The sequence below is a fragment of the Pseudomonas syringae genome, from assembly GCF_021605415.1.
Lineage (GTDB): Bacteria > Pseudomonadota > Gammaproteobacteria > Pseudomonadales > Pseudomonadaceae > Aquipseudomonas > Aquipseudomonas syringae_S.
The window spans coordinates 140,281-165,884 of sequence record NZ_WKEQ01000008.1 but is presented as its reverse complement, the minus strand read 5'-3'; the positions used below and the strand labels follow the sequence as shown (position 1 = coordinate 165,884).

Below are 25,604 nucleotides of genomic sequence, written 5' to 3'. Positions count from 1 at the left end.
GGACGCGACCATGACCTTCATTTCTTACGCACAGAATTTCGAAGACATCCGCTTGTGGCGCATCCTCAAACAATTCGAAAGCGGCTTCTACATCGATGTCGGCGCCAACGACCCGACCCACGACTCCGTCACCAAAGCTTTCTACGACCACGGCTGGCGCGGCATCAATGTCGAGCCCATGCAAAACTACTACGACGCCCTCTGCCAACAACGCCCGCGCGACGCCACCCTGCAATGCGTCGCCAGCGACCAACCGGGCGAAATGACCTTTTACGCCATTCCCGGCACCGGCCTCTCCACCGCCGATCCCGCCGTCGCCCAACAGCGCAAAGACGTCGGCATGGAAGTACACACCCTGACCGTGAAGGCCCGCACCCTCACCTCGATCTGCGAACAACACGCCGCCGACCGGCCGATCCACTTTCTCAAGATCGACGTCGAGGGCCACGAGGAAATCGTCCTGCGTGGCATGGACTTTAGCCGCTTCCGGCCTTGGGTCGTCCTCATCGAAACCCCGTGGCTGCGCGACCATGCGTGGGAACACCTGCTCACCGACGCCGGCTATCAAAGCGTCCTCTTCGACGGCCTCAACACTTGGTTCCTCGCCGACGAACACATCAACCTCAAACCCGGCTTCGACATTCCGCCCTGCAACCTCGACAACTTCCAGCTCTGCCGAGGCCATGCCCTCGCCCACCCGCTGAGCGCCAACGACCACACCCTCGCCAGCGCCCTGCACCGCGCCGAACACGCCGAAGCCCAGCTCCAGGCCATGCAAAACAGCCGCGCCTGGCGCGCCGTGCAAAAACTGCGAAACGTCCTGCACAGGGCTTGATTCGAGGCAGTGTAAAAATAGTCTGAATTCAGGGGTTTACAGAACCATCCCAGTCGCTATAATCGTCGCCCACACGCCGGTATAGCTCAGTTGGTAGAGCAACTGACTTGTAATCAGTAGGTCCCGGGTTCGACTCCTGGTGCCGGCACCATACAAAACAAAGCCCCTGCAGAAATGCAGGGGCTTTGTTGTTTCTGGGATTCGAAGCGCCCTTCAAGTGAAAACGTCCACAAAGTGTCCACACTTGAAATTTTCCCGCTGTGAAATGCCGCGTTATGCTTTCGATTCCTGAGCGATCAGCGAACGGCCTATTTCCAAAGCCATTTTCAAAAAATCTGCGGCAACCGTGCCAGCCAATGGATCGGCCATCCAGATCTGACAGCAGCGCACTGATCGAGTCAGGACTGCGGTCGGAGACAGCCATTGAACGGCAGATGAGCCACAAGGAGCGCAACAACGTCCGCGCCGCTTACATCCACAAGGCCGAGTTCATCGAGGAGCGCAGGCTGATCATGAACTGGTGGAGCCGGTACCTGGAGGCCAACCGGCAGGAGCATGTCACTCCACACGAATTCGCGAACCAGACCGGAGCGAACGTCACTCGCCTAAAAGCAAAACGTGGCGCAACCGAGTAAGCGCTCGGTCTTCATATCTCAGTGATCCGCTTGTCCACGCGGGTCCATCCAAACAGGGCTGCAAAGCCGCCCTGCTTGGATGGACCTCACTTAAAAAATCCAAAGCCCACGCAACTGTCTGTGGAAAACCACGGATTTCCACCGGTGGATAATTTCATCCACAGCCGCAGAAATCCTGAAAATTGGCGTCTTGACCCGAATTATCCACAGGCGTAGAAAAGATCGGGCAAAGCGCTGTCGTCGACAGCAACCCAGGTAGCCAGAACCTTTAAGGCTACGCCACACGGTGGTGGTTCTCCCAAAGTGCGATTAGCGTCCGGCGGCTCGCACGGTCACAGCGATGTGATGGATGCCTACTTTTACCAGTGTGCCCACTGCGGCAACTCATCCCCTTTCATAGCTGCCCTGCAGCAACCTATCCGCTTGGCCATTCCCCTGCGCCAAGCTGCGTCCGTCTCTTTCTCCCGGAAAGAGACGGGCGCTCCTACCACTGCTGCAGCCCAACTTGTACAAGGCTTTGCGGCATTACCCCTCGTGACAATCGACGTGACAAACACCGAAGTCACCAGCAACAGCGATGCAGATGATGGTGCCGCAGCCTACGGAATGGACTGCACCTGACTGACAGTCAGGCATGCCCCGGTCATCGCTTCACTGCCTTCACCCGACTCAGGATCTCGCGGCACTGGTCTCGTCAGCCAGCGCAGCCTCCACCCGCCCACTTCCTCGGAAGTGCTCAGGAGGCCAGATCATGAGATGCCCAAGCTCCCGGTCGTAAAGAGCCGCCAGTCCCGCGTTAGTGGACAACCCTCACAGGTCGCAGGGGCCTTAATCCCTGATAACACTCAACATTCTTGGCGGGATGACGTGGGGGAAGGTTTTAAGAGTTAGCTTCGAGAGGAGTTTGATCATGGCATTGGTGGGCAGGCGAGATGGACGTAATTTTGGGTATGGTCGGCAATTGAGTTATGCCGGGCCGCAGGCGTTAAAAGACATGTTCAGCGGAGGGCATTACGGGACCGTCAAAGCGCACAGCGATCGTTGGCAAGCATTCGTGCGCTGGTGCCGCTCAGACGATGGACCAGGACTCAAAGATGCACGACAGATAGATCGCCAGATCTTGTCGGATTACGCGGCGCATCTACGTCACTTGGTCGAGCGCGGCGACCTCTCCATCGCCACCGCACAAAATCGATTGTCCAGCGTCAATCGAACCATGGCAGCGCTTCGCGGTGATCAGTACGTGAAAGTGCCGAGGCCGAGCAAGACGTTGGAAATGCAGCGCACCACCATCCGCATGACAGTTCCACAAGGCCAGGATCGCGAACACGTGATGCGCATCGTCGATGCACTCCGCGAACAGTATCCCCGTGCGGCGGCCATTCTGCAGTTGGCACGCGCCACTGGTATGCGATTGCGTGAGGCCATTTTGGCCGATTTTTCACGCCTGAAACGCGAGGCCGAACAGCTCGGCAAGATCAACATCCAGGACGGCACCAAAGGCGGGCGCTCGGGTGCATCGGCACCTCGCTGGATCTGTATGAATAACGATATTCACGAAGCTCTTAGGTATGCCGGGCAGGTCTCCCCAACCGATAGCCGCAACCTGCTTGCACCAAATGAAAGCTATCTCGATTTCGAACAGCGTGTCGTCCGCCCCGCACGAGAGACCCTTCACGCACACAGTCTCAAAGGTTTCCATGAATTGCGTGCAGCTTTTGCATGCGAGCGCTACGAGCAGATTACCCAACACCTCGCACCTATCAACGGCGGCAAGTGCAGCCTGCTAGACCCATATCTTGATCGAGAGGCACGTGCACAAATCAGCTACGAGTTGGGACATGGTCGAATAGACGTCGTATCGGCCTACATCGGAGGTCGATCATGAGCAAGCCTTATGATATGGAGCTGTTCTTAGCAGGGGTACTGACCGGGGCGCATGCCACACGTAAACGTCACATTCGCCAAGCCAAAGCCATTCAAGCAGCGATATCGAGTCGCTGGCATCTAAATAACCCGTGGACCTGGCAAAGAAAACACCTAGCCTGGTTTGTAAATCACCACATGCGTCTGCACTCAAAAGCGACGCGCTATTATTACTGCCTAACCTTAAATCTCATAACTCTGCGCGTAGGAAAGTCTTGGAACGTCTTGGGCTGGCCGTCGGCGAATCTACAGCCTGCAGCTGCTGCCAAAGAGATGAAGATGATAGTGCCTGAACCACAATCGCGAGCCACCTCATCTCAGATACATGCAGTAACCAGCCCGAAGCGAGCGATCTCCGAGCCTGCAAAGTCAGGCTGCCATTCAATCTAAATTTTACGGCTAGGAGTTTTTTGTCTGGCTGTGCTCCTAGAGGGATGCAATCAGTGCATTCATGTGCTTTTGGTCAGTCTGCGTGATGGCTTCGATGAGATCCTTTACTGCATGCTCTACATCGAATATTAGTTCATTATTCCCAACCAATCTATCAATGGTATTAGCATGGCTAAAGTAGTGGAACACTTTTAGGATACGCTTGGACTTCTCAATACCAAATAATGCCTCAGCTCGTTGATCTACCGTCTCCTTCATGACTCCAGGCAGCCTTGAATAGGTATAAAGCTCAATAAATCTCCGCATCGCATTTGGCAGGAGCATTAAAATGTTGTGATCTGTCTTGTTCGGAGCCTGATGAAATCGATAAATTACTTCAAATAGGAAATGATACTCCGACTGATAACGGGCCAGTGACGTAGGCATGTCGTTGAATGTCGATTGTTTATCGCTTATTCGCTTAATGAGGAACAGTCTAGCCCCTTGCTTGGAAGCTTCAGGCTTTATTTCTCGCAGGAGATTAAAGAATTCGAAATTATGAGTTGAAATGAATATCTGCTTACAGGTGGTCAACCATGGAGAATTTTCGTTTTCTTGCTTGAAAAAAAATGCACGGATCGCAGCTGTTATTTGAAAGATGTGATTAGCATCAAGGCTAGATATTGGATCATCAATATATACGACTGTCTGTTTGAAATCCTCGGGCTTCAACTCTTGAAGTTTGGTAAGGAAGTAGGAGAAGGCAATGGCGGTGCGTTCGCCATCGCTCAGGTTTTTGGCGATTTTTCCATTCGTACGAATGAGCCTAAACTGCTCTTGGTTTGTCGCCGGGTCTTTGGTAACAACTATCTGGACGGCTTCACTGCCCAGCATGGATCCTAGTCGTTCATTGACCTTCTCTCTGCCTAACTGGGCTTGACTAATAAGGGCCTGAAGCCTTTCGACCTCACTTTGACGATCAGTGGCGTAAGCGAGCAGCCTATCGCGACGTTGGACGAGACGTGCCTTGATGCGTTCGTATCCGGCTTTCTCTTGAGAGTCGATAAACTGCTGAACGTAATGATACCTCACTCGCTTAGTGGCCTCCGCCTTTGCAGTGGAGAAGTTGTCAGCTAGCTTATTGTTTTCCTCGATTAGGGTATTGATAGCATCAACCGCGTCGGTAATGGTGCTGGCTAGCCCTTCGGCCAATGGAGCTGGCTCCATCAGTTTGCGAGGGGCATCAACCTTGCGTTGAACATCTTCTGCCAGGGTTTTTACCGCCAGATTGAACGCCTCAATGGCCTTGGGTAAAGACTCGACAAAAACCTTATAGCTGTCTCGGAACTGTGGATTGAACTCAGCTTCTTTAGGCGGTGCGAGCCTGATTTCGGCGGACTTGACACGGTGCAAGAGATTTTCGACTTTCCGCTTATGCTCCGCGAGATCTTTGGAAAAGTGGGCCTGAAATACTGAAAGTCTATCTTCAGTGACGGTGTTTCCACAGAACTCGCAAGCACCTTCATGAGGGTGTATTTGTAGGCCTGACTCTACCCAGCGCTCGATCTCGGGATGGTCTTCGAGATGCTTGAGCGTATTGGTGAAAGTCGGGACAGCAGCAAGAATCGTTACTGCTTCTTGGTGAATATTTTCAATAGACGGAAAGGCCTCGATCCTATCAACGGTACTTGGTTTTTTGTTGTCAGGAGTTAGGGAAAGCTCAATATTTTCAGAGAGTTCCTTCTCGCCAAGAAGTTGGGAGTCTAGGACTCCCACTATCGGAATGTCATTTCCTAGTTGGGTTGCAGTATACGGATCGATTTTAAGAAGCTGGCGAAGATTTTTGGCCGCATCGGTTTTTGAAGTGGAGGCTGCTTGGGTGATACTGTTGAGTTGCGCGTCAAGCCGCCTCTTAGCCCCCTCAGATTTTTTTATTCGATATGCAATGTAATTAATCTGGCCTTGGGCTTCTTCGGATTCCTTACCGAGAAGAAGTATCGGTTTAAAGCTACTGCCTTCAAAGTGTAGATTTTCTCGAATGAAGTCAGAATTGAAAACGCGAACTATTAGGCCAGATTGCTGAAAATTCTTTTCGGTAATCGGCTGATCATCGGTCTCGAAACTGAACTCACACCCGACTAGATCATGATTGAATTTCTTTGTTTCGAGTAGTGCAAACAACCTCGAAAGCGTAGTTTTTCCCGAATAGTTCCACCCATAAATCAAATTCTTGATCCCGAACTCCTGGGTACCCAATGGCTTTGTATAGTTGTCGTAAACGCCCAAACCCTTTATCTTTGAAATCCCCGTAATCATTGTTAGCTCCATAGTATTTTTATTGTTGGTTCTTTAAGAGCCGACGTTTTTTATCAAGACAACTTGCCGCACATGGCAGGAGTACCTCATTCCAACATTAGCCTAGCATCGAATCCAAATGAGCGAGAAAAACGTGTGTTTGCTTGACCGATTGCTACCTGTCGCCAATGTCCCCTTTGGCCGATTGCTGCCCTTCAAAACTGCAGCAATCGACCCAGAAAACGTAAGTAGTCCTACTAATAAACCTAAGAAAATCAAAGAAATAAAATCTACAACCCTTGGCGCATCAGAGATCCTTTGCGGAGAGCTACAGCACACGTTAAAGTGAGTAATGGCTTTTTGCTACGAACGGAAATCACCTCTGGAGCATGGAATGGCCCGCCGCTATAGCTTACTGTCCTCCATAAAGAGGATATTTTCACCTCTACTGCAATTTTCTAGCTTCGTAAAAACTAACAGCTTCTATTCCTATCTTTATGAAGATAACCCCGGAGGCTGTCGACATGAGACGAAGCAGCTTAATCATAGATACTTACATAAACTTGTAACGTTCAAATGATTTATATTCCAATTTAAACAACCCTAGCTGTTTCCGCGGAATTCAGCACCGTATCTATTTGAGCAATTTTATCCAAGGTTAGTGCTTATGATCATCGCCGAATACATAGAGTCAATAAGAGAAAAACTCAGGGACTGTCAAATCGCTGCAACTCTACAATTTGTTAAATTTTGCAAATTAAAGGAGAAGGAGGGGAAGGCTTTTCTAATAAACTTACCCACTGGAGCAGGAAAAACTGGCGTAATATCACTTATTGCCCACTTATCCAAAGAAGCAAAAGTTTTAGTAATATGCCACCGAAGGGCCGTCAAAGATCAACTATACCGTGAAGTATCTAAAAAGTTTTTCAGATCCACAATTGGTGATGACGAAATCATACTAAAGAAAACTTATAGGGACGCAGATTTCAACAAGGGTGACGGTATTTATATCTCGAGTTTCCAAAAGCTCTCTAGGCTTAACGAGGAAAATCTGGCCCGAATCCAACAAGAGTTCGATCTGATAATTGTCGACGAGGGACACTCCGAGCCATCTCCCATATGGAGAGAAATAATCAGGCAATCCAAAGCTCTTAAAGTTGTGGTGACGGCCACGCCATACCGAAATGACCTGTTCGAACTAAACGTAAGCACAAAACACGCATATGTATTCACGTTCCAAAATGCGGTCTCCGACGGCATTATATACGCACCCACCTATGAGCAGGTTCGCGAAGTAGAAGCCACCTTACAAAAAGTGGCAAACTTCCTAAACTCAAATGCAGACTTGAAGTGCATAGTTAAATGCAAAAACCTAAAGGAAATAGAAAAATATCATAATATTTTTTCTCCTCATTTTAGTACCGCTAGTGTGCATGAAAAATTCGACAACCTAGAGGCTGATAGGAAACTCAAAAGGGTTAGCGCAGCACTTAAAATTGAAGGACTCAGAATAATTATCCATCAGCACAAGCTTGACGAAGGTGTAGATATACCCGAAGCCAAGCTTTTGGTGCTGACCTACGAACTTGGTAGTGGTCGTGAACTTGTTCAAGCAGTAGGTCGAGTCGTACGTAAGTACGGCGACGTTCACCCTATCGTCTTAGATCTAACTGGCGGAGTAAATGAGGGCATGTGGGAAGGTTACGAGCGCTTCGATAACTACATTTCCACTGAGACTGGCGCCAAGGATTTTGTAAAATCGCTAAGCACTAGCTACCTAATCGAAAACTTTCTTGAATCTTTCCCTCAACACAGCTATTTCAGTGGACGTTTTAGGGAACGCGTCAACCTTAATGAAATCGAGCCCGAGAGAGATATATCAATCCCGCTAGCGTCGGTATGTTTTGTACAAAAAAACGAAGACTTCTCCACCTCACTTTTAATGGATCGTTTGTATTGGGAATTGCACGGCAGTGGCGCCCTAGTAAAGAAATATGACGAAGTACTAGATATGAGTGTATTAATATACGTCTCATTCAATAGTTCAAAATTCTTCTCAGAAAAACTTTTTTTTGAGCCAAAACTTGACTTGATAATCGTAAAAGAAATTGCGACCGGCGTTGCAATTTTCGATAGCGGTGGCGGGCGTTATTACAATCAGGAAAAATATAGGCTTAAGAATGCGATTCACATCGATAAGCTCACTGCTCTGACCGCGACAACTCAACATCGCAGAGTTAAAGAAACCCATGCCAAAGCCCTCGGCCGTCCTATTCACAGGCCCGAATCCGTAGCTTTGAAAGGACAAAATTTAGATAGCGCGAGAAGCAGTCAAAGCAATTCGAGATATGCTTTGACCATGGTGAAGGTTGATAATATCGGTAACGACGGAAAGCGAGCAAGCAGTTACTATATAGGGGCAAGATCCGGGAGGGTCTCGGACCAAAAGGAAAGTAATTTCACCATTCAGGATCTATCCGAATGGATTGACACCGTCGACAATCATATCAATTCCGGAGAACATGCTGGCCGCCTAATCAAATCTTATGCACAACCACTAGAGGAAAGACCACAATCACTCATCCTTTCCGTGCTATTGGACTTTACCGATCTCGAAAGTTCGCGCCCCGTTCGAGCAGGCATTATTTATCCTGACTTTTATTACATCGAAGTGGTAAACAACGAATTCCGCTTGATGGCAGAACATGAAACTATAACTTTAACACTAGTTTATCACGCTGAAGATGTTCGATTCGAAATTGCACTCTCTGGTCCGTCGGTCGGCGTTATGGATTACGACTGGATTGTCGATCACTTGAATTTTTCTTCTCGGCTAAAAGTTCTCTTTGAGAATGGCGTAACCTATTTAGACGGACACTTCTATAAACTCTCACTTCCTTACGAACAGGGAGTAGATCCAAAAGATAGCTGGGCTGGGAACGCACTATATGAATTAAGTGACTTATTAAACCCTATCCTTAAAGAAAAAGGGCTTATGGAGGAACGGAAATATGTAGGGACAACCAATCACGGCTTCGATCCGACCTCGGTTTTTTTCTTACTCGACAAGTTGAAAGAATATGGTAATCCCAACACTGCATTAAGCGCTCTTGGCCCTTTCGCAAACTACATCCCTGGATGCGATTTTGTTTTTTGTTGTGATATGGGAACAGAACCTGCTGACTTTATTATATCGTCACCAGAAAAATTATGTTTCGTCCATGTTAAGTGCGGCACGGCAGACAACCCTCAATCGTCCGCCGGAGCCTTGGCGGAAGTCGGAAGCCAAGCTATAAAGAACATTCATATGCTAGTTTCAACTAACGACGAAATTAAACCTGGGAACTTTAATATTTGGGATAATCGCTGGCCCAGCGCTGGGGCCGAACACTCCATTGAGACACGTTACAGGCTTTTTGATGGCCAGATCAATAAACCGGTTCCTGTCGGTGGCTCGCTCTCTCAAAACGCATGGGAATTGATATGCGAGCGTAGACGATCGCTTAGGTGTAAAAAAGAAATATGGGTAGTAAGTGCTAATGCGTTTTCAAAAAATCACTTTGTAACGAATCTCAGCGATCCGTTAACATCCCTTCCGGAAACCATTCAAGCCTATCAACTAATTGAGGATTGGCTGAGCACTGCGGAAGAGCTAGATGTGGATCTTAAATTTTTTGTCTCTGAGTAGAATATATACGGAACGAGGGCGAAGGGATCGCCGGTCGTGGGATGCCAGAAACGATCACGCGATCATCTAGTGGGTTCATGCATGTTGATTCTCAGCACGCCAACTCTTGAGGTAGTTTTAGAGATAGAAAAAGCCTAGAACGGATATTTTTACCTTAAAAATTAGTCGTTTATAATAAAGTTCGACTCCTGGTGCCGCACCATACAAAACGAAGGCTTGCAGCGATGCAGGCCTTTCGTTTTTGCGCTGGACGTAACAACCGACGTAATAAGACGTAGCTGTATCGATCAGGTGTTTGAGAAAGGACCTCCTAATGCAGCATGGCGCGACGTTAGAACTCGATAGATGCCCCCACTGCAATGTTGCCAAACCCAACATGCCGACTCAGGCCAACTTTCTCACAAAAAACGATCGGTCACACAAGCCGCGTGAATGGCGAGCCTATGCCTGCAAAACATGCGGTGGAGTTGTGTTGGCGGTGGCACCAGCTATCGATAAAGGCGTGATCACCGACATTTGGCCTTCTGCGAAGCGTGTAGATGATTCTGTACCTGCACGAGCTAGAGCGTTCCTGGAACAAGCTATCTCCAGTATTCATGCCCCTGCGGGCGCGGTAATGCTAGCCGCGTCTGCTGTCGACGCGTTGCTCAAAGAAAAAGGACTCAAAGACGGAAAGTTGTATTCCCGAATTCTGACTGCCGCCGCTCAGCATCTGATCACTAACGAAATGGCCGAATGGGCCCACGAAGTGCGTCTCGAGGCTAATGATCAGCGTCATGCAGATGAAGAAGCGCCGCTGCCAAATGAAGCGGATGCAGAACGAGTAATTGAATTTGCAATTGCGCTTGCTCAGTTCCTTTTTGTTTTGCCTGCGCGGGTAGCTCAAGGACGACAGAGGTAACAGACCGGCGTCATTTCCCCCGCTTGAGCGGTGTGCGGAGCGAGCTTGCTTAAACGAATGGATGCGTGTGCGAAACCCTGCTGCAACCGATGACTGTGCTCCACTCTTCTTTTTATGTTGACCCACGGGAAACCAGTATTTTTGGTAAGTTTTACCGTGACCGCTCTGAAAGCCTTAACGCACAAGGCTTCTAAGTAATTGGATTAGGTAAGTTTTAAGTAATATATAGAAATAATATTACCTTTTACTTAGGTCAGAAATCGAAAATAAAAATTCTATATAAATCATATAGTTAGCAAAAAATTACTCCCCCCCCCCTTACTCGAAAAAGCCAGTGCAAAGTAAGTGCTCAAAACCGCATCTGTCGGTGGCCTAGCTAATCTGGGTTATGTGCGAAGTCAGAAAGCACCTTGGCTTAATCTCTATCTGCCTCGCAGCTTGTTTCCCAACGTCGTCCAGTTGGCGGCTCGTGATGAAGTACGCGCCAACTTCCCGCTGACCCGCGTGAAAGCCGATCATCCTGAATTCAACTTGCCCGGTGTGCATTCGGACATTGGCGGCGGTTACTTTCCCGAGTCTGAAGAGCTCCTGCTGATCAGTCCCATGCAAGCGCTAGACGTTCCCGTAACGACCGATGTGAAATACACCTCAATCTATCGCGATGCCCAACAAGTGAAGGCGAAGTGGGAGGCCAAAGGCTGGCCGGCAGAGATGCTGGAGGTCGTTACACCCTATGTTCGGAGCTTACCTCCGTCTCAGCAGGATCGCTTGAACCCTACCAAGCGTGTCTACGCGGCGTTGCAGCTTAAGCGACCAGTACGAGGTGAGCTGTCGCGGGTTTACCTGCGGGTGATGTACGAACTGGCCAAGCAACAGGGAGTACGATTCATACCAATCAACGATAAGTCTTCGCGCTATGCCATTCCGGCAGAGCTTCAAGCACTTTGTGATCGCTTTGTATCTGGTGACTACAGCACGACGCCAGCGGAAGAGCAGTTGCTCAAGCTGAAGTATATTCACACCTCGGCCAACTGGAACCCTCCCAGGAAGTTGCAAGGCAACACGCCACGCACGGGATTGGTTTATTTTAACGCCCCTACCACGGAAGGGATCCGCGTACAGCATCCCCACGTACCCGACTAGGAGTTACAAGCGTGCGAACACTATGGATTTTGTTAGGGGCATTTTTAACGGGCGGTTGCCAAGCTTCAGGACATTCGGACCCGGACGCCGGCCCGTGGGCGCTGGGTTTTATCACTCCCTACGCCATGGACGGCTGGGTTGAGGACAGTGCCACTGTCGATGTAGATGGGAACCTGTACCGTAGGATTGGAAGCAGCTCTTCCGGAGGGAGGAAAAACGGCACTCAGGGAGCAAGTGGCTGGCTGGTGACTGGAGGAGGCAAAGAAAGACTTGTGGTAGAGGCAAAACTTCCGGTGCGTATCTATGTTCGCTGGCAATCGCTTGTCGAGCCACAAACCTACCAAGGCTGGATCGAGTTCCCCGAAAGTGCACGGCAGGTCATGCGCAATGCCCTGACCAAAGAATGCTCAAGTGTTCCTGAGACTACTTTCCTTCCGAAGCGTGCGTCGGTACGGCTGGGGCTAGCTCCCGGCGGTATCGTCCAAGTGTGGGCACTGGACGAGTGTCGGCGAGCAATCAAAGTCGCGCGCGCTCAAGTAGAAATAGAGCCAAAGGGGCCTGATTTAGGGCTTTCAGGTGGTACTTACTATCCATTGCAGGATGCGTCAAAACTGTATGTCGAAAAGTACGGAATCCCCTACGGCAGTTGGTGAGTCGCTGCATATTTAGCCCGCCAATTGGCGGGTTTTTGCTATCCGGTGATGGGTTTTAATTTCTCGCTCAACGACAGCGCGCTGGTGGCATTGCGTACGAACTCTCCGGCATTGTCTGGCGGCGGTGTTGGTCCATGCTTGTGCGCAGCTAGCTGGCTATTCATCTGTTCCACCAGGTAGAGCAAATTACACAGCACCTGCAACACATTCACTCCGCTCGATCCGATCCAGGTCTTTGGCGCCTCCAGTCGTTGACTGACTTTGGCCACGCTCTGACGTAGCCCCTGGAGCCGCTGCTGCATATCGCCGGCCACCGTGGCGTTGTACTTCTGCCCCACGACCAGATTCAGATCCCGGCCCGTAGCTTGGTGCAGATCATCCACCGCCGCCAAGCTCGCGGATCCACCTGACAACAGCTTGAGCGCGCCCAGGGCCTCGATCGTCTTCACACCACCCACGGTCTCGGTCGAATGGTCATCAATCGTCTGCCTGTGGCTTTGGAACTGTTCGCGATTGTCCAGGGCTTCAACTTCGCGCTCGATCGCCTGATTTCGGATCTTGCCATGGGTCTGGCGCAGCCCGTTGCCGTCTGCATCGGCACACTGCTGAGCGGCCTCGCTGTGCTGCCACACCTGATTACCTTTATCTGGCCAGCGTGATAGAACTGGCCTGCCTATGGCGCCTGCATGGCATCGAGGTCGTGACGCTCACGGACGCGAACGAGCTGCAGAAAGGGATTTTGACCAAAACTGGAGGCCATCAGGATGGCCGCAATTCCGTACGTAGATAGCCTCGGGATAACGTCGCCAACGACACCGCTTCGCTGCGTTCGGAAGGTTATTTCGATTGAGCAAATCGGCACTGTCGGTGACGGTGGCTGGCATCGATTCCGTGTTGACCTGGATATCGAGGGTGTTTCTGGGACTCGAAGCGCCCTTCAAGTGAAAACGTCCACAAAGTGTCCACACTTGAAATTTTCCCGCTGTGAAATGCCGCGTTATGCTTTCGAATCCTGAGCGATCAGCGAACGGCCTATTTCCAGAGCCATTTCCAAAAAATCTGCGGCAACCGTGCCAGCCGATGATCGGCCGTCCCGATATGACAGCAGCGCACTGATCGAGTCAGGACTGTGGTTGGAGACAGCCATTGAACGGCAGATGAGCCATAAGGAGCGCAACAACGTCCGCGCCGCTTACATCCACAAGGCCGAGTTCATCGAGGAGCGCAGGCTGATCATGAACTGGTGGAGCCGGTAACTTGCTGCACACTCCAAGCTTCTCACCGCCGACGCGGCGGTCTCATTCGATCCCGACCGTCATGTCCTGGCGTCGCGTTATTTGCAGGATTTGAACAAGGCGTTGATTGATGACGTGGTGAAAGTCTTGGGCGCTGCGCAGAATAATCCAGCGCCATAAACCTTCGCTCACGAGAAAGCCCCCGCAATACGGCGAGGGCTTTTTCGTGGTCGAAGGCTTTAGTGCCCAGCGCTCTGCCCGCCATCCACGTGCAGAATTTCGCCCGTTACGAACGCCGCATTGTCGAGATACAAAACAGCTTGGGAGATGTCATCAATCTCACCCATGTGTCCAACCGGATGCAGCGCACCCAGCGCCGCGTGGGTTTCTTCGCCGTGCATTGGCGTCTTGATGACGCCGGGCGATACCGCGTTTACACGAATCCCGCGTTTGGCGTATTCGATGGCCAGGGATTTGGTCGCGGCGTTGAGGCCGCCCTTGGTCAGCGAAGCGAGTACCGAGGGCACACCGTCGATGGCGTGGTCGGCGAGGCTGGTAGTGATGTTGACCACGTGGCCCTTGCCGTGTTTTTCCATTTCGGTGATGGCGAGTTGGGTGATGTAGAAGAAGCCGTTGAGGTTGACCGACAGCACCGCCGCGTAGTCTTCCGGCGTGTAAGCGGTGAACGGTTTGGCGACGAAGATGCCGGCGTTGTTGATCAGGGTGTCGATGCGGCCGAAACGGGCAACACCTTCGCTGATGACGCGCTGGGCGGTGGCCGGGTCGCCGATGTCGCCGGCGATGGTCAGGATTTGCGGGTCATTCGACGGTTTGATCGAGCGCGAGGTGGCCACGATGTTGTAGCCCAGTTCGCGGAAGGCTTTAAGCATGCCTTCGCCCAGACCTTGGGATGCGCCAGTGATCACGACGGTTTTTTTGAAAGTGCTCATGATGAATACCTCTGGAAGTCAGTAAAGGTTTGAGTTCGTTTTGAATCAGGCTTCAGCGGGGGCTGCGGCCATTTGTTTCAACATCTGTTCGTAGTACTCGACCGATTGCGATCCGGAAACCAGGTGCTTGCCGTTGAGGATCAGCGCCGGTACCGAATTGATGCCGTGTTGCCGATAGAACGCTTGCAGTTGCCGCACTTCGCTGGCGTATTCATCGTTGGCCAGTACTTTGCGAGCCTTGGCGGCGTCCAGCCCCGCTTCGGCGGCCAGGCGCACCAGAGTGGGCCGGTCGCTGGGGTTTTCGCCGTCGCGGAAGTAAGCCCGCAGCAGGATTTTCTTCAGGGCGACCTGGCGTCCTTCCTGCGCGGCCCACATCAGCAAGCGGTGGGCATCGAAGGTGTTGCGAAAGTGCGTGCGTTTCTCCAGATCAAACTCGAAACCGATCGCCTTGCCGCGAGCAATTTGCATGGCTTTGCCGGCAGCGACGTCTTCGGCGGTGCGCCCGTATTTGCGCATCAGGTGTTCTACAGCGGGCTCACCTTCTTCGGGCATGTCCGGGTTCAGCTCGAAAGGCTTGTAAGTCAGCTCTACCGAGACTTCACCAGCCAGGTTGTGGATCGCTTGCTCTAGCGCCGTCGCGCCCAATGCACACCAAGGGCACACCACGTCGGAGATGAAATCGATGGTGACGGGGGAGCTCATGACTGGCCCCGCTCCGCCAGTTGTCGGCGATATTCGGTGGTGGTCATGCCGGCGTAACCCCAGTTATCGGTGTCGACTTCTTCGATGACGATATGGGTCAGCTCGGGGCTTTTGTTGAGGACGCGTTGCAGGGTTTCGGTGATCTCGGAAATCACTTGGGCTTTTTGTTCGGCGGTGACGCCGTCGCGGGTGATGCGGACGCTGACAAATGGCATGAGAATTTCTCCCAGTGACCTGCCGTCAGGATGATGGTCAGGTGTTGGGGCTCAATGTAGGCGCGCGGCAGAAGGGGAAAAAGTAGGGGCGGAGTACTTCATTTGTACAGCCATGTAATCAATCGGTTTAAAGCTGACTGATTTCGAACACGAAGGAGATTTTCCGATCGGTCGCATTCCAGACGTAACGCAGGTGTTTCCCTTGCTTGGGAATGGATACGGCTGGCGGCCGAAACGCAGCGACGCACTCGTGGCCGGGCAATCGGACGCTGTCATAGAGAAGGCCCCACGACAGATTTTCACGCAATTGCCGGGCGAATACCTGTGATGGGCCGTAGGCATTGGGGTCGGGATCATGCAGCTCGGGGAAATCGCGGCGGATATCGTGCAGCGGCTTCACCACCCGATTGACGTAGGCGCGCAGCGTCAATTCGAGATCCGCTTCATTCGTGGCGGCGAGGAAGCGTTCCTGATGAAAACTCGTCTCGGCAATGGCGGCGGCCATGCTGCTGGCGGCGTAGTAGACCCCGTACGTGCCGTCGGTAAAACGGCTGGCCTTGCCGATGTGCGTGAACGCGGCCATCACTGGCGTCGAGCCGGGGCCAGACAGACGATCTTCGGGGCGCACCCGCGCAAGCACACCCGCCTGCTCAATCAGCCGATCATTGGTTAACGCTTCGAGGGCGTAAGCGATTTCGAGGTCTTCGGGATCAAGTACGTCTTCAAACAACGCAATCGGCGGGAAGCTGCTGTTGACGATTCGGTAAGCCCGCGTCCATTGCGGCTCGGCCAGCGCCGGCGTCTTCAACCGCGCACCCCGTCGAGGTAGCGGCGCACATCGGCAATGTCCACCACCCGCCCCGCGAGCATGTACGCAAGCGCTGATTGACCATTGAACGGCGCGGCACTGTTCGGGCTGCTGACCCAGGTGTAAGCGCGCTCACGGCTGTTGCTGAAGATGATGCTCAACGCCTTGTGAATGCCCATCAGGTAGGAAATGCGCTCAAGGGTGTCGTGGGGCAGACGAATGTTCGGTGGCAGGTGTTTGTATTTGTAGAACGTCGTGTTGCCGACTTTGCCCAGCAGGGTACGTTGCTGCTCGGCGGTGCAGCCCCAGCGCTCCATGAGGTTGAAGAAGAACTTCAGCGCGACGCGGCCGGTTTCGGGGGCGTCGAGTTGTTGTGCTGGAGTGAGGGCTCCTGGTGAGCTTTGCACGGACACCTCTCATGTCGTTAAGTCGTAAAAAAATAATAGTACAGATACGAATTTTTCCAGATGAATGATTCGAATATGTACGAAATACTGCCGAGAGAGGTGTTTGATGTGGGCAAAATCTCACTTGAACAATTCAGAATGACTACCCAAATCGACAAATGTAATCAGATCCGAACGCGTATTTTCATAGATCATCAGAAAATCGCCACCGATAGGGCATTCCCGAAAACCAGACCAATCTCCGGTCAGAGCATGATCCAAGTACTCCGCCGCTAACTGCTCGCCGAGAAAGAGAGACACCATCACGCTACGCACCTCGTTCATATCCCGACGCCCGGCACGCTTGTAACGATCCCAGGACTTTTTGAATAGAGGTTTGGGCACACTGTTTCGGTCGTTCAGCGCGTTTTTGCGCTTTCTCCAGTTTCGCCATCAGCGACCTCAAGCAAGTCGTCTATCGAGTCGTAGCGTTGACGAATCATGCGTGCTTCAGCCATTGCGCGGGCGGTTTTGTCCGAGGGCACACGAACCTCGAAAGGCAATCCTCGAGTCGCAACGACCTGACGAAGAAAAAGACGCATGGCATCGCTAATGCTCAGCCCGCATTCGTTCAATACTTCGGTGGCACGCGCTTTCAAATCCTCATCGATGCGGCAACGCACATCGGTAGTTTTTAGCAGTGCAGCCATTTCAGTTACCTCACAGTGATTTTGTAGCTACATGTGCGCTACCTCTGCATTGTGGTGGGGTGAATCGATGTCATTCAAAGCTGTTTTGATAAGCGGTTTTTCATGGCACTTACTAATCGTTTGAAGGGCTATTTCACCCACTTCTGCAGAACTGCACTATCAGCATGATTCGCCGCTGCACATGGGATCTGTCTCGGAAAATCTCAGGCATAACTCATTCCACTTGTAGGCCGTTTCTGTCCCAGAGATCATTCAAAACGCCTGCCCACGACATTTTTTTTGACTCCATCCCCCCATATCCCTCCTAAAATCCCGATCCTGTGTCAGCCTCCAACCATCGGCCGAGACAGCAATTGGCTACTAAACCCGCGACAACTATGCTCAGGTACAGGAATATACCCAGCAGTCGCCGCCGGATCGGCATTTACGTACCCAACAATACCCAGCCCACTTTAGAGGGCATTACCCATGGATAGCAGAACCTTACGCAACCTCATGCGCATCGTGCAGACCGGCTCATTGTCGGCTGCGGCCGAGCATTCGTGCCTGACCGTGCAAGCATTGGCGGCGCAGTTGAACAAGGTCGAAGAACAGTTCGGTTTCCGCTTGTTTCGCCGTTCCAATAAAGGGCTGACGCTGACGCCGCAAGGCACCGAGCTGACACCTTTTATGGACAGAGTGCTGATTGCCACCCGGCAAATGGAAGAAAAAGTCGAGGCGCTGAAGGTGCCCGGCCAGCGGACGTTGAAGGTCGCGTTGAACACCACGCTGGCGCCTGACTTCAACCGGCGAATGATCGGACGGCTGATCGAGGTGTTTCCCGATTACCAGATGGAATTCAGCTACGCCGAGTCGATGGAAAATCTCAGCAAGCTGAAGAATGAAGACTTCGACCTCGCGGTACTTATTGGCCCGCAGCGGCCGGGGTTGCCGAGCATTGTCCTGCCCGATGTACAGGTGCAAGTGGTCGGCGCGCATTGCGGTCAGGAACACGACCCGCTGACGTTGCTGGGCAATAAGTTTCAGGTGCGTCCCGCAGAAGATTGTCCGTATTCCCACAGCTTTTTGCGTTTTCTCGATGCGGGCCTGGGCAATCATGAGAACAGCCAGCGCATGGTCTACTCCTGCAGCGAAACCCTGACACTGTCGCTCATTACGCAGATGGACGGTGTCGGCATGGTCTCTCGCGAAGCCGCGCAAAAGAACGGCCTGACGATTTTTCCCGGGTTCGAGGACTTCCTCGAAGTGCGCCTGGCGGTGAACAACCCGGAATTGCCCGGCCAGGCGCTCAACGAGGTGATCGAGCTGCCGCTACATGAACGCGCCGAGCGCAATGTACGCAGCCGTCCCAACCGCCACACTGAGAAAGAGGTTTTTGCTGAAATACGCACATAACAACGTCGGAACTGCGGCATAGAATTCCGGGCGGTCGAGCTGGATCTGCTGATCCTTGATCAACAAGGGTGTCAGGCTGATTGCAGCGACGATCGCCACCGGCAGGTATTCCAACGCCCGGGCGATGAACGGTGGCCAGTGTTCGGTGTTGACCTGCAACGGCAGCGCGCGTGGCAAAAAGGTCACGGCCATCATCAGCACGACCACCAGAATCAGGAACGTTTGGTCAGGCATACGCCCACCCCGCAACCCACGAATGTGGCAATGAACACGTTAAACGGCGAGCTTCCGACCAGGCTCAGCGCCCCCATGCACAGGACGGCGGCCAACGCGGCGATCAGTTTTTTCGGCGTGTTGCACAGCGACACCAGCACGTAGAGCATCATCGCCGTCAACGCGTAGTCGAGCTGATATTTGATCAGGTGCGCCGCGTATTGCGCGCACAGTGCGCCGAGCAATCCGCCGAGCACCCACGAGGTGTGGCAGAACAGGTTGAAACCGATCAGATAACGCACGTTCACCGGTGCGCCCTTGCCCAGCTTGACGCTGTGGAAGGCGAACGACTCATCGGTCAGCCCGCCGGCGTAGCACCAACGCTCCATTCGGCTCAGACCGAGCGCCCGCAACGCCTTGGCCATGTACACCGACATCAGCATGTGCCGGGCGTTGATCAAAAACGTGGTCAGCACAATGGTGGTCAGCGAGGCGCCGCTGGAGATCAGCGCCAGCGCCGCAAACTGTGACGCGCCGGCATAGACAAACAAGCACATCGCCACCGGTAGCCACACCGGCAGCCCGGCATTCACCGCCATCAAGCCGAACACGAACGACACAGTGAAATAGCCGGCCACGACCGGGCTGGCTTCGGCAAAGGTGCGCGACGGCTGACGATCAGCCATCAGCGGCGCACTGCCGGACGTTTCATTCATAGATCCCTCTCAAAAGTCCGTTCGCCGTGAGGCTCGCAAAAACCCTGGGACGCCCAAAAGCGCTTGCCCGCGAGGTTGGCATCGTCGACGAACAGAAACATGCGCAGCACACCGACCCGTTTCATCTCGGCCGACGCCGCCTCCACCAGACGCTGACCCACGCCTTGACTTCGATAACGCAGGCTCACGGCCAGGTGATTGATCGTGCCGCGACTGCCAAGCATACCCCCGAGCACCGCACCGACAATCTCGCCACAGACGTCGAAGGCCAGATACGCCGTGGTGGTTTTCTGGATCAGCACGCCGCGCAGACATTTGGCATCTTGCCATTCACAAAAGGACACTTCGTCGAACTGGCGAAAGAAACGCTCCATATTCTGCGCGTCCTTGGCGGTGGCACGTCGCAACACCACCGGCGTCGAACATTCGACGCCATCGATTTGGGTGATCTGATTAGCGAACAATGTCGAAAGCGGTCCCGGGCCGCGAGAAAGAAATCGCCAGAATCTGCCGATACGCCATGGCGTGGGAGTGGCTGTTGCGCGCGGGGGTTACGTAGTGACGCATGTCGCGATCAAGGAAATACGTGGTATCGAGAATTTCCTGGTACGTGGTCGACGCGAGTTGATGCTCGTGGATGTCGTACAAACGGCTCTCGGCGCCTTCCACGTTGTTGCGGCCCCAGAAATGTACGCCGCTGAACGGATAACCGTCGCAGTGAATACCTTCCGGGGTAATTTCCAATTGCTTGCCCGGTTTGATTTCGATGCGGATCTGATGGATCTGGCATTGCCAGATTTCATCGTGCAACTCTTCCGGCAAGACACTTTTATACACTTCGAAATCGGTGTCGATGAGGCTGCGCATCACTGGCGAAGTAATCACTTCATCGGAGAAATCCTGAAAGTGCCGCACGACGCCGCCGACATACATATTGTTGGCTTTGGACTGCACGTAGGCGCGGTGTTCCAGTTGCTTCAACTCCCGGGTCTTGGGGTTGTATTCAAAATCGCTGTAACGGCGGTAGCGCATGCCGGCTTCGGCCTGACCGTAATAGCTGTCGGGTTCCATGTTTTCCCAACTCTTGGTCAGTCTGACGAAGTCGGCGAAATGACCGTAGAGATTGAAGTCACCACCCTGGACGTTGACGTACTTGTCGCGCCGTAGCGATTCGCCCACTTCTCTATTCAAAACGATCATTGCCAAATCTCCACTCGTTGAGCGGCCTAATTTATTAGGTGGAGAATTTGCGTCCATGAGAAAGAATTTCAGGCATTTAAAGCCCTGTTTGAAGCGCGGCTTGAAGTGACTGCAAATGGACCTTGAGATGGGTAAAACAGCGTTTTTTTGCAGTTTTGAGCCAATAACCGGTCGAAAAAAAACCCCGAACCGTTCGGGGCTTTTTTCGAGTTCAACAAATCAAGCGATCATCAGAAGACGTTGATCGGGTAATCCACAAATACACGCAGCTCGTTGCCGCTGACGTTGTACTCGCTGGACTTCTGCGACACGCGCAGGATCGAACTGCGCAGCCTTACGCTCAGGTCTTTGGCCGGGCCGCTTTGCACGACGTATTTGAACTGGTTGAAGATCTCGCGTTCTGTGCCGCCCTCGCTGGTGGACGTGGTGATGTTGTCGCCACGCACGTAAGCGAAGTTGTAGCTCAGACCCGGTACGCCGAACGTACTGAAGTCCAGGCCGTAGCCCAGCTGCCAGCTGCGTTCGTCTTCGGCGTTGAAGTCAGACCAGTAGGAGTTGGCCAGGTAGATGGTGTTGCCGCCATCGCCCACACGACCTTGACCTTTCTGGTAGCCACCATAGGCGTAACCCAGGTTGCTGTCGCCGGTGGAACGCTGGTGCGCCAAGGTGAACGAGTGCGGGCCGGTAGCGAAAGTCGCAGCCAGGCTCCAGATCTTGTTGTCGTCGCCAGTGATACCGTTTTCACGTACATACGAGTTATCTAACTTGGTGCGGTAGCCGTTGAAGTCCAGGGTCAGGGACTGATCCTTATCAATCGGCAACACGTAGTTGGCGTTCACGTATTGCTTTTTCAACACGTCTTCAACGTCGGAAGCGTACAGCGCAGCCTTGAACTGTTCGGTGAACTGGTAGCTACCGCCGATGACGTTGATCGACTTCAGACCACCGCTGTCACGGCCTTCAGCGCTCTTGCGCGATTCGGCGGTGAAACGACCGGCATTCAGCTCCAGGCCTTTAATCTCTTTGGAGGTGATCAAAGTACCGGTGTAGCTTTCCGGCAGCAGGCGCGAGTTGTCGTAGCTCAGCACCGGCAGTGCCGGCATCTGGTCGCCGTAGGTCAGCACAGTGTTGGACACACGGAATTTTACCGCCGCGCCGAACTTGGACAGATCGTCAGCCGCATTGCCGCTGTCGCCCTGCTTGAAGAAGTCGATACCGCCGGCGCCGCTGCGGCCCTTGCCGCCGTCCAGACGCAGTGCGTACAGACCGAAAGCGTCCACACCTACACCTACGGTACCTTGGGTGAAGCCGGACGAGAACGTACCGATGGCGGCTTGGCCCCATTCGGCTTTGTCGTCGTTACCGTCCTTGTAGTCACGATTGATATAGGCGTTACGCAGCAGCACTTTCAGACTGCTGTCTTCTTTAAAGCCTTTGGATTCGGCCTGGTCGTTTGCCATGACCGAAGTGGCGCTCAACATCCCCAGTGCGATCAGACTGATACGCTTGTTCAACATTTTGTTTTCCTTATAACGGGTTGAAACGCGCTGTGTCGAACGGCTGAAACGGCGCTTTTCGCACTCTTTTTTCACCCCCGAATAAAAAGGCCCGCCCACGGAAAAACCGTGGCGGGCCTTTTTATTATTTTGGGTCATGGCGGTTGGCCACAGGCGTTGGGCCGAATCGTAGCCGCGCCTTCGACAATGTGTCAATTTCAAGAATGGTCTTTAAATAGGTGAAAAAAGTCTAAGGAAAGGCGTTTTTGCGATTTTTGATTGCTGGGAAAGGCCTTTTTTCAGAGGGTTTATTCGGAGCAAGATCAAAAGATCGCAGCCTGCGACAGCTCCTACATAGAGGACGAGATTTTTTGGGCACAAAAAAAAACGCTGCCTTGATGGCAGCGCTTTAATTGATCCTTTACGTATTTCTATCCTTCCATCACATCCCACAACGCTTCGAGTTCCGCCTCGGTCAGTAACCCTGCGGGGTATCGCTCGGTCATGGTTCGTCGCAGATCGGTTTCTCTGATCTGGCGCGAGCCATTGGACTTCAACCAGTGCGCAACGATTTGCAGCGACTGGGTATCGACAGGCATGGGATGCAGGTTCCGCTCGCTGACTACGTTCACTTCGGCGTTCATTTCAGCGCTCTCTCCCGTACATGAGCGGCTAAGTTATCCAAGGTTTATGACAGAACTGTTGAAGCTCTTTCCCCATCCCTAGTGCTTAACCAGCGATACAAGACCTATGCCAATGTTCGTCATTGTCCATACGCGGATACAAAGAAGCCCGCGCTCCTGACGGGGTGCGGGCTTCTCGGTTTGAAACGGCGCGAATCGTGGCCTGAGCGAATATTGCAATCTACTCAAGCTGTTACGTCTTCACTCATTCCTTGTGCGGCGCTGGCTGTTGTTGGGTAAGGCAGTGAATGTTGCCGCCGCCCAGTAACAGTTCACGACCCGGCACCATCACCACTTCGTGCTGCGGGAACAGGTTCTTGAGGATTTCCTTGGCTGGCCCGTCCATTGGATCGTCGAAGCTCGGCGCGATGATGCCGCCGTTGACGATCAGAAAATTCACATAGGAACCGGCCAGGCGAACCGTAGGATTACGCTCTTGCGTGCCGTCCACCGGATCGACACCGGCGCATTCTTCTTCGGTGGCGAACAGTGGTCCCGGAATCGGCATTTTGTGCACCGTGAACGGGCGGCCCTTGGCGTCGGTGCTGCTTTCGAGCACTTTCATGGCAGCCTGGCAGCGCGCAAAATTCGGATCCTGCGGATCATCGGTCCACGCCAGCAGTACTTCGCCCGGACGCACGTAGCAGCAGAAGTTATCCACATGGCCGTCGGTTTCGTCGTTGAACAGACCGTCCGGCAGCCAAATGATTTTATCCACAGCCAGATTGGCGCTGAGCACCGCTTCGATTTCTTCGCGCCCCAAATGCGGGTTGCGATTGCGGTTGAGCAGGCATTCTTCGGTAGTAATCAGGGTGCCTTCGCCATCGACGTGGATCGAGCCGCCTTCAAGCACGAAGCCTTCAGTGCGATAGCGCGGACTGCGCTCGATCTCAAGGATCTTGCCGCCGACCTGGGAGTCGCGGTTCCACGGCGAATACAGGCCGCCATCAAAACCGCCCCAGGCGTTGAAATCCCAGTTCACGCCGCGCACTTCGCCGGTGTTGTTGATGACGAACGTCGGCCCGCTGTCGCGTACCCAGGCATCATCGCTGGACATCTCGACCACACGAATATTCGGCATGTCGAGACGGGCGCGGGCGTTTTCGTACTGGCCGGCGGAGACCGCGACGGTCACCGGCTCGAAACGAGCGATGGCCTTGGCCACCGCGACGTGGGCGGCTTGCGCGGGTTTGCCGCCCAGACGCCAGTTGTCCGGGCGCTCGGGCCAGATCATCCAGGTCTGAGTCTGCGGCGCCCACTCGGCCGGCATGTGAAAGCCGTCGTCGCGCGGCGTGGTGTTCAAAGTGGTCATGGCGTTCAGGACTCCAGGGATCCGTCGAGGGTTTTCAGCGCACTGTACAGGTTCGGACGCCGATCACGGAATGAACCCCATGCACTGCGTGTGTGTTCGAGCGCGTCGAGGTCGAAACTGTGCACCAGGACGCCCTCTTCAGTGGTGTTCAGTTCCTCGACTTTTTCGCCGAACTGGTTGGCGATGAATGACGAACCATAAAAGGTGATGTCGTAGCCGTCCTGCTCTTCATTACCAATACGGTTGCTGGCGATCAGCGGCATCAGGTTGGCGCCAGCATGGCCCTGTTGCACACGCTGCCAGTGATCGCGCGAAGAAATGGTCTTGTCGTGAGGCTCGCTGCCGATGGCGGTCGGGTAAAACAGAAGCTCCGCACCTTGCAACGCCATGGCCCGCGCTGCTTCCGGGAACCACTGATCCCAGCAGATACCCACGCCGATTTTCGCGTAACGGGTGTTCCACACCTTGAAACCGGTGTCGCCCGGGTTGAAGTAATACTTCTCGTGATAGCCCGGGCCGTCCGGGATGTGGCTTTTACGATATATCCCGAGGTTGCTGCCGTCGGCGTCGATGATCGCAATGCTGTTGAAGCGCGCGCGGCCGGCCAGTTCGTAGAAGCTGATCGGCAAAACGACCTGCAACTCCTTGGCGATCTTTTGGAAATGCTTGATGGCCACGTTGTTTTCGACAGACGTCGCCAGTTGCAGGTAATCCGGATTCGGTTTCTGGCAGAAATACGGCGTTTCGAACAGTTCCTGGATAAGAATGATCTGCGCGCCCTTGGCAGCGGCTTCGCGCACCAGCCTTTCGGCGATTTCCAGATTGGCATCGAGATCCCAGGAACAGGCCATCTGGGTGGCGGCAACGGTAACGATACGGCTCATGAATCATCTCCGGACAAGTGCTTGACGGTCGAAGGCGTTCGACCGATGACAAAAAGCGCTGCACCGGACATGACGACGCCACACCGGAGCGATGGCGACTTTATAGCCGATATAAATCGACTTTAGAAGCTTTAAAAAATCATCCTGTCGTATTTTGTCGAAATTAAACCGATAACTATCGGCTTAACATTTCCTCTGCAGGAGCTGCCGCAGGCTGCGCTCTTTTGACTTTTAAAACACAAAATCAAAAGAGC

General features: G+C 53.1%; 24 protein-coding genes, 1 tRNA gene and 5 pseudogenes. 13 read left to right on the top strand and 17 right to left on the bottom strand.

Features of this window, described 5'->3' with window-relative positions:
• Positions 1-10: 10 nt before the first annotated feature.
• The 5 genes and pseudogenes from GIW69_RS08165 (at position 11) to GIW69_RS26375 (ending at position 3,786) form a co-directional block, all read left to right on the top strand.
• Positions 11-835: an FkbM family methyltransferase gene (locus GIW69_RS08165; RefSeq protein ID WP_236481613.1), complete on the top strand. Its 825-nt coding sequence runs from the start codon at positions 11-13 to the stop codon at positions 833-835.
• Between the two features lie 75 nt (positions 836-910).
• A tRNA-Thr gene (locus tag GIW69_RS08160) sits at positions 911-986 on the top strand.
• A 232-nt stretch (positions 987-1,218) separates the two neighbouring features.
• A pseudogene (locus GIW69_RS08155) lies at positions 1,219-1,470 on the top strand (tyrosine-type recombinase/integrase); the annotation flags it as partial.
• 910 nt (positions 1,471-2,380) lie between these two features.
• Entirely contained in the window at positions 2,381-3,358 is a 978-nt protein-coding gene (locus GIW69_RS08150; protein WP_173603355.1) for an integrase domain-containing protein, read from the top strand.
• Positions 3,355-3,786, top strand: coding sequence for a hypothetical protein (locus GIW69_RS26375; protein WP_342356292.1), 432 nt, complete (start codon positions 3,355-3,357; stop codon positions 3,784-3,786). Before GIW69_RS08150 ends, GIW69_RS26375 begins: the two co-directional genes overlap by 4 nt.
• A gap of 36 nt (positions 3,787-3,822) precedes the next feature.
• On the opposite strand, the gene GIW69_RS08140 is transcribed toward GIW69_RS26375, so the two are convergent.
• Entirely contained in the window at positions 3,823-6,081 is a 2,259-nt protein-coding gene (locus GIW69_RS08140; protein WP_236481612.1) for an AAA family ATPase, read from the bottom strand.
• A 118-nt stretch (positions 6,082-6,199) separates the two neighbouring features.
• On the opposite strand from GIW69_RS08140, the gene GIW69_RS08135 reads away from it, so the two are divergent.
• The 5 genes and pseudogenes from GIW69_RS08135 (at position 6,200) to GIW69_RS08115 (ending at position 12,445) form a co-directional block, all read left to right on the top strand.
• A complete protein-coding gene (locus GIW69_RS08135; RefSeq protein ID WP_236481611.1) occupies positions 6,200-6,409 on the top strand; it encodes a hypothetical protein in 210 nt (69 codons plus the stop codon).
• A 318-nt stretch (positions 6,410-6,727) separates the two neighbouring features.
• Complete coding sequence (locus GIW69_RS08130) at positions 6,728-9,748, top strand: DEAD/DEAH box helicase family protein (protein WP_236481610.1); 3,021 nt, start codon at positions 6,728-6,730, stop codon at positions 9,746-9,748.
• A 313-nt stretch (positions 9,749-10,061) separates the two neighbouring features.
• The gene (locus GIW69_RS08125) at positions 10,062-10,649 is read left to right on the top strand and encodes a DUF4145 domain-containing protein (protein WP_236481609.1); all 588 of its coding nucleotides are present in this window, start codon (positions 10,062-10,064) and stop codon (positions 10,647-10,649) included.
• A 360-nt stretch (positions 10,650-11,009) separates the two neighbouring features.
• A pseudogene (locus GIW69_RS08120) lies at positions 11,010-11,792 on the top strand (DUF2235 domain-containing protein); the annotation flags it as partial.
• Between the two features lie 11 nt (positions 11,793-11,803).
• Positions 11,804-12,445 (top strand): DUF2931 family protein, encoded by a 642-nt coding sequence (locus GIW69_RS08115; protein ID WP_236481608.1) that lies wholly within the window; start codon positions 11,804-11,806, stop codon positions 12,443-12,445.
• Between the two features lie 38 nt (positions 12,446-12,483).
• Here GIW69_RS08115 and GIW69_RS08110 read toward each other — a convergent pair.
• Positions 12,484-13,089 (bottom strand): annotated as a pseudogene (locus tag GIW69_RS08110) (hypothetical protein); the annotation flags it as partial.
• Positions 13,090-13,551: 462 nt separating this feature from the next.
• Between GIW69_RS08110 and GIW69_RS08105 the strand changes: the two are divergent.
• Together GIW69_RS08105 and GIW69_RS08100 are read left to right on the top strand one after the other, a co-directional pair.
• A pseudogene (locus GIW69_RS08105) lies at positions 13,552-13,698 on the top strand (tyrosine-type recombinase/integrase); the annotation flags it as partial.
• 30 nt (positions 13,699-13,728) lie between these two features.
• Positions 13,729-13,860 (top strand): annotated as a pseudogene (locus GIW69_RS08100) (DUF3077 domain-containing protein); the annotation flags it as partial.
• 59 nt (positions 13,861-13,919) lie between these two features.
• Here the strand turns inward: GIW69_RS08100 and GIW69_RS08095 are convergent.
• The 7 genes from GIW69_RS08095 to GIW69_RS08065 form a co-directional block, all read right to left on the bottom strand.
• A complete protein-coding gene (locus GIW69_RS08095; protein WP_236481607.1) occupies positions 13,920-14,630 on the bottom strand; it encodes an SDR family oxidoreductase in 711 nt (236 codons plus the stop codon).
• A gap of 45 nt (positions 14,631-14,675) precedes the next feature.
• The gene (locus GIW69_RS08090) at positions 14,676-15,332 is read right to left on the bottom strand and encodes a DsbA family oxidoreductase (protein ID WP_236481606.1); all 657 of its coding nucleotides are present in this window, start codon (positions 15,330-15,332) and stop codon (positions 14,676-14,678) included.
• Positions 15,329-15,547 (bottom strand): tautomerase family protein, encoded by a 219-nt coding sequence (locus tag GIW69_RS08085; protein WP_236481605.1) that lies wholly within the window; start codon positions 15,545-15,547, stop codon positions 15,329-15,331. The genes GIW69_RS08090 and GIW69_RS08085 overlap by 4 nt, the downstream gene beginning before the upstream one ends.
• A gap of 127 nt (positions 15,548-15,674) precedes the next feature.
• Positions 15,675-16,355, bottom strand: coding sequence for an RES family NAD+ phosphorylase (locus tag GIW69_RS08080; RefSeq protein ID WP_236481604.1), 681 nt, complete (start codon positions 16,353-16,355; stop codon positions 15,675-15,677).
• On the bottom strand, positions 16,352-16,762 hold the full coding sequence (locus GIW69_RS08075) for an MbcA/ParS/Xre antitoxin family protein (protein ID WP_236481603.1): 411 nt from the start codon (positions 16,760-16,762) through the stop codon (positions 16,352-16,354). The genes GIW69_RS08080 and GIW69_RS08075 overlap by 4 nt, the downstream gene beginning before the upstream one ends.
• A 120-nt stretch (positions 16,763-16,882) precedes the next feature.
• The gene (locus GIW69_RS08070) at positions 16,883-17,086 is read right to left on the bottom strand and encodes a type II toxin-antitoxin system YafQ family toxin (RefSeq protein ID WP_236481602.1); all 204 of its coding nucleotides are present in this window, start codon (positions 17,084-17,086) and stop codon (positions 16,883-16,885) included.
• Between the two features lie 74 nt (positions 17,087-17,160).
• Positions 17,161-17,451 (bottom strand): type II toxin-antitoxin system RelB/DinJ family antitoxin, encoded by a 291-nt coding sequence (locus GIW69_RS08065; RefSeq protein ID WP_236481601.1) that lies wholly within the window; start codon positions 17,449-17,451, stop codon positions 17,161-17,163.
• A gap of 468 nt (positions 17,452-17,919) precedes the next feature.
• On the opposite strand from GIW69_RS08065, the gene GIW69_RS08060 reads away from it, so the two are divergent.
• The gene (locus GIW69_RS08060; RefSeq protein WP_236481600.1) at positions 17,920-18,846 is read left to right on the top strand and encodes a LysR family transcriptional regulator; all 927 of its coding nucleotides are present in this window, start codon (positions 17,920-17,922) and stop codon (positions 18,844-18,846) included.
• Here GIW69_RS08060 and GIW69_RS08055 read toward each other — a convergent pair.
• From GIW69_RS08055 to aguB, 8 genes are all read right to left on the bottom strand, one after another.
• Positions 18,763-19,080 carry an AzlD domain-containing protein gene (locus tag GIW69_RS08055; protein ID WP_236481599.1) on the bottom strand — a complete coding sequence of 106 codons (318 nt, stop codon included), beginning with the start codon at positions 19,078-19,080 and terminating at the stop codon, positions 18,763-18,765. The genes GIW69_RS08060 and GIW69_RS08055 overlap by 84 nt on opposite strands.
• On the bottom strand, positions 19,059-19,775 hold the full coding sequence (locus tag GIW69_RS08050; RefSeq protein ID WP_236481598.1) for an AzlC family ABC transporter permease: 717 nt from the start codon (positions 19,773-19,775) through the stop codon (positions 19,059-19,061). Before GIW69_RS08050 ends, GIW69_RS08055 begins: the two co-directional genes overlap by 22 nt.
• The gene (locus tag GIW69_RS08045; RefSeq protein ID WP_236481670.1) at positions 19,772-20,149 is read right to left on the bottom strand and encodes a GNAT family N-acetyltransferase; all 378 of its coding nucleotides are present in this window, start codon (positions 20,147-20,149) and stop codon (positions 19,772-19,774) included. Before GIW69_RS08045 ends, GIW69_RS08050 begins: the two co-directional genes overlap by 4 nt.
• A gap of 79 nt (positions 20,150-20,228) precedes the next feature.
• Entirely contained in the window at positions 20,229-20,975 is a 747-nt protein-coding gene (locus GIW69_RS08040) for a 2OG-Fe dioxygenase family protein (protein WP_236481597.1), read from the bottom strand.
• Positions 20,976-21,205: 230 nt separating this feature from the next.
• Entirely contained in the window at positions 21,206-22,492 is a 1,287-nt protein-coding gene (locus tag GIW69_RS08035) for an OprD family porin (protein WP_236481596.1), read from the bottom strand.
• Between the two features lie 410 nt (positions 22,493-22,902).
• Positions 22,903-23,115: a hypothetical protein gene (locus tag GIW69_RS08030; RefSeq protein WP_236481595.1), complete on the bottom strand. Its 213-nt coding sequence runs from the start codon at positions 23,113-23,115 to the stop codon at positions 22,903-22,905.
• A gap of 244 nt (positions 23,116-23,359) precedes the next feature.
• Positions 23,360-24,466 (bottom strand): agmatine deiminase, encoded by a 1,107-nt coding sequence (gene aguA / locus GIW69_RS08025; RefSeq protein ID WP_236481594.1) that lies wholly within the window; start codon positions 24,464-24,466, stop codon positions 23,360-23,362.
• A 5-nt stretch (positions 24,467-24,471) separates the two neighbouring features.
• Positions 24,472-25,350 carry an N-carbamoylputrescine amidase gene (gene aguB, locus GIW69_RS08020; RefSeq protein ID WP_236481593.1) on the bottom strand — a complete coding sequence of 293 codons (879 nt, stop codon included), beginning with the start codon at positions 25,348-25,350 and terminating at the stop codon, positions 24,472-24,474.
• Positions 25,351-25,604: the final 254 nt, after the last annotated feature.